Annotated in this window: 6 protein-coding genes; 2 read left to right on the top strand and 4 right to left on the bottom strand. The window is 73.4% G+C overall.

Going from position 1 to position 3,784, the window contains the following annotated elements; all coding sequences use genetic code 11:
• Positions 1-763 (bottom strand): RNA polymerase sigma factor (locus PROKR_RS25045; RefSeq protein WP_036969028.1); only part of this gene is annotated, 763 nt, incomplete at its 3' end.
• 155 nt (positions 764-918) lie between these two features.
• Between PROKR_RS25045 and PROKR_RS25040 the strand changes: the two genes are divergently transcribed.
• Together PROKR_RS25040 and PROKR_RS25035 are read left to right on the top strand one after the other, a co-directional pair.
• Complete coding sequence (locus PROKR_RS25040; protein ID WP_036969025.1) at positions 919-1,278, top strand: nuclear transport factor 2 family protein; 360 nt, start codon at positions 919-921, stop codon at positions 1,276-1,278.
• Between the two features lie 5 nt (positions 1,279-1,283).
• Positions 1,284-1,796 carry a MarR family winged helix-turn-helix transcriptional regulator gene (locus PROKR_RS25035; protein WP_036969023.1) on the top strand — a complete coding sequence of 171 codons (513 nt, stop codon included), beginning with the start codon at positions 1,284-1,286 and terminating at the stop codon, positions 1,794-1,796.
• 6 nt (positions 1,797-1,802) lie between these two features.
• On the opposite strand, the gene PROKR_RS25030 is transcribed toward PROKR_RS25035, so the two are convergent.
• The 3 genes from PROKR_RS25030 to PROKR_RS25020 all read right to left on the bottom strand — a co-directional run.
• A complete protein-coding gene (locus tag PROKR_RS25030; protein WP_036969022.1) occupies positions 1,803-2,645 on the bottom strand; it encodes a DUF4184 family protein in 843 nt (280 codons plus the stop codon).
• 29 nt (positions 2,646-2,674) lie between these two features.
• The gene (locus PROKR_RS25025) at positions 2,675-3,187 is read right to left on the bottom strand and encodes a mycothiol transferase (protein WP_036969020.1); all 513 of its coding nucleotides are present in this window, start codon (positions 3,185-3,187) and stop codon (positions 2,675-2,677) included.
• A 67-nt stretch (positions 3,188-3,254) separates the two neighbouring features.
• Positions 3,255-3,784 (bottom strand): zinc-binding dehydrogenase (locus PROKR_RS25020; protein WP_036969018.1); only part of this gene is annotated, 530 nt, incomplete at its 5' end.

The raw sequence follows: 3,784 nt of genomic DNA, 5'->3' as shown, positions 1-3,784 counted from the left end.
GCGGCTTGGTCGTGCCCGCGCCCGCAGCGCCGGCCGCGGTGCCGGCGGCGCTGGTGAGCAGTCCGCCGGCGATGAGGTGTTGGCCGAGGTCGCGGAGCATCCAGGAGACCTCGCGTACGTCGATGAACGCGCGGGTGCATTCGCCGCAGCCGTCCATGTGGACCTCCAGGCGTCGCTGCCGGCGGGGCAGGAGGCGGCCTTTGAGGTAGTCGTGCATGGCGGCGCGCGTCGTGCGGCACTCCGGCTCGTTGACGTCCTGGGCGTGGGCGGCGGCGAACGCGCCGGCGAGGCGTTCCTCGGCCCGGCGCAGCCGCATGGTCACGGCGTGGGGGCGCACACCGAGGTGCCCTGCGATGTCCGCGACGGCCATGTCCCGGACGTGCCGGTCCAGGAGGATCTTGCGGTCGTCGTCGGCCAGCTCGGACAGCGCGGCGCGGAGCATGGACACGTCGGCCTGTCGCTCGGCGTCCAGCTCGGCCCCCGCCACCGGAGGCGTCAGGGCGGCGAGGGTGTCGTCCTCGACGGGGCGGCTGCGGCCGGCCTCGCGGGTCATGGAGATGGCTTCGTTGACCGCGGCGCGTCGCCAGTAGGGGGCGGGGTCGTCGATGGTGCCGCCGGTGGAGACGATGCGGACCATCTTTTCCAGGGCGCGGCTGGTGGCTTCCTCGGCGTCGATGCCGGGCACGCGTGCCGCGACGGAACGCACGACGTTCGGGCGGTGCAGCACCCAGTCGTCGATCTCCAGCGCGCGTGCGGCGGTCATACCGGCTCATCCCCTCCCGTTCGGGGACCATTCCACCGACGCCGGGCACAACCCGCGCGACGAACCGCGGAATGTGCGTCAACGCACCACCGGCTTGACGGGCGGACTGCGGGCACCTAGTTTAAGTGAAACTTCACGTAAATCTGGAGGCTGTCATGTCGGACCCGAGGCTCGAGAAGCTGATGCGCGCCAACCTGCTGGAGGTCTTCGGCGAGCGGGACCCCGACCGCCGGGCCGAGGCGATCCGCCGTACGTACACGGCGGACGTCGTCTTCGCCGACGCGGAGGGCCAGGTGGAGGGCCACGAGGCGCTCGACGCCAAGGTGCGGGAGATCCTGGACGGCGCGCCGGGGTTCGTGTTCCGGCCGGACGGGGACTTCTACCAGGTGCAGGACATGGGCTACCTGGCGTGGGCGCTCGGACCCGAGGGCGAGCCGCCGGTGGTCCGTGGCGTGGACATGGGCTTCGTCCGCGAGGGGCTCCTCGCGAAGGTCTACACCGTCCTGTTCCGCTGACCGGCATGGGCCGGTACGAGGTCCCTCCCGAGTCGCCCTACGCGTTCCTCGACGACGACCAGGTGCGTGCCTGGTACGCATACATGAAGGTGCACCTGCGCCTGCGGTACGAGATGAACCACCAGCTCCAGGCCGGCGCCGGCGTCTCCCTGGCGGACTACGACGTCCTGGTGGCGCTGACCAGCGCGGACGACGGGAGGATGACGGTCTCCGACCTCGCCACGCGCATCGGCGCCGAACGCAGCCGGGTGTCCCACCAGGTGCTGCGGATGGCCCGGCGGGATCTCGTCGAGGTCACCCCGAGCGCCCGCGACCGGAGGGCCAAGGACGTCACCCTGACCGCCCAGGGGCGTGCCCTGCTGGCCGAGGCCTCGCCCGGCCACGTCGCGTTCGTGCGCTCGGTGTTCCTCGACGCGCTCTCCGAGGCGCAGACCCGACAGCTGGCGAGCGCGTTCGAGAACGTCTACGACCGTCTGATCGAGCACGGGACGCTGCCACGCCCCGCGGATCATCCCTGAGCCGGATCAGTCCGAGCGGGGTGCGTCCCGTGTGACACCCCGCACGGCCCACCAGCCAGCGACGTAGAGCACCAGCGCGACGATCAGGGCCGCCCCGGCCCCGGTAGCGACGTCGGACAGCACGCCCTCGACCACGTCCCGGGCGGTCAGCCCCATCCCGTCGGACGCCGTGCCGGCCGACCACCAGTGGAGCGTGCTCAGCACGGCACCGGCCGCCGCGACCCCGCCGACCGCCCACAGACCCCGGCGGGTGGTCCGCCGGGTGGCGGTGTCGATCCCGCCCCACCCGGGCAACCGGTCGCGGCGGCGCCACAGGTAGACCCCGAGGACGACGAGTCCCACGACCGTGCTCACGTGCTGCAGCAGGCGGGCCCACGTGAGGTCGCCGACCGCCGTGGCGCTCAGCAGCGGCACGTGCGTCACCACGTACCCGTCGCCGTGCGTGAAGGAGTCCCACACCAGGTGCGTCGCGATCCCGAGCACCAGCGACACCAGCACCCACCCGGCCCGCACGAGCGCCCCGCCGGCTCCCCGAGCCCTGGGACCAACAGCGCCACCCGCCCCGACGACACCAGGCAGCAGCCCTGCGACCGGCTGCCGTGCCGCCCGGAGGAACCCGTACAGCGCCAGCGCGTACGGCAGGCTCACGGTCAGTGCCCCGGCCAGGGTGTGCGACGTCGTCGCGTTCATGAACGGCTCGTACCAGGACTGCGCGCTCACGGGCACGGGCATGCTGCGCGCGAAGTACGGCAGGTCGGGCGCCATGGCCCCGGCCACGAGCGCGGCGGCGCTGAACGGACGGCGGACGAAGGGCAGCACCGCGGCAGGGTGCGAGAGCGTGAACGGCATCCGGGTCCTTCAGGTGCGGGGCGGCGGGTTCAGCGCCTCCGCAGCACCAGGCCGCGCACGTACGACGCCTGACCCGCGTGCTGCAGGTCGTCGCTGACGATACTGACCAGCCGCACGCCGAGCGTCACCGGCGGGTCCCACCGCGTGTCGACCACGCGGTCCAGGTCGTCGGCGGACAGCCGGTCCAGGTAGCGCACCGTCCGGTCGTGCACCGCGTCGTGGTACCCCGTGAGCAGGTCGCCGGACGAGACACGGACGGCGGCCACCTGGTCGGCGTCGTGCCGGTAGCCGGTCTCCTCGGCCGGGAACGGCAGGCCGAACCGGCGGTCCCAGCCGTCGTCGGACCAGATCTGGCTGGTGCCCGCGGCGTCGGCGACGTGGTCGTCCTGGACCCGGGTCAGGTGCCAGACGAGCCAGGCGACCGAGTTGGACCCGTCGTCGGGCCGGTAGGCGAGCTCGTCGGGATCCAGTCCGCGGACCGCGCCGTGCACCGTCTCCCGGATCCGGCCGAACGCGTCGACCAGCAGATCGGTACCCCGCATCGTTCCCCCTCGAACCTCGATGTCGCGTGCGGTGCCACGATGCCACAGCGCCGCACGCGACGACCGGTCAGGCCGTGGCGAGGCGGATCAGCACCTTGCTGCTCTCCGGCCCGGCGGCGGCGGCCAGCGCGGCGCCGGCGTCCTCGATGCCGAACCGGTGCGTGACCACGCCGGACACGTCCAGCCCGTCGCGCAGTGCGGCGAGCGCGTCGCTGATCTCCTCGACGAACCGGTAGGCCCCGACCCAGGTGATCTCACGGGTCACGAGGTCACCGAGCGCGAACGGTGCCGCAGCCCCGGGCAGGTTGCCCACCTGGACGAGCGTGCCGCCGCGGGCCGTGGCCCGCAGTACGCCGCCGAGCGCGGAGGGCGCCCCGGAGGCCTCGAAGACGAGCTCGCTGTCCTGCGGCAGCGCGTCGCCGCCCGCCACGTTCAGCACGTGGTCCGCGCCGAGCTCCTTGGCCACGGCCAGGGACGTGTCGGAGACGTCGGCCGCCGTGACGGACGCCGCCCCGGCGTGCTTGGCGGCGGCCACCACCAGGCACCCGATGGGTCCGGCGCCGTTGACCAGGACGTCCCGGCCGCGGACGGCGCCCG

Origin of the sequence: Promicromonospora kroppenstedtii DSM 19349 (assembly GCF_000515355.1) — a bacterium.
In the GTDB taxonomy this organism is placed as follows: Bacteria; Actinomycetota; Actinomycetes; order Actinomycetales; family Cellulomonadaceae; genus Promicromonospora; species Promicromonospora kroppenstedtii.
This window is presented reverse-complemented; position numbering and strand designations above follow the sequence as displayed.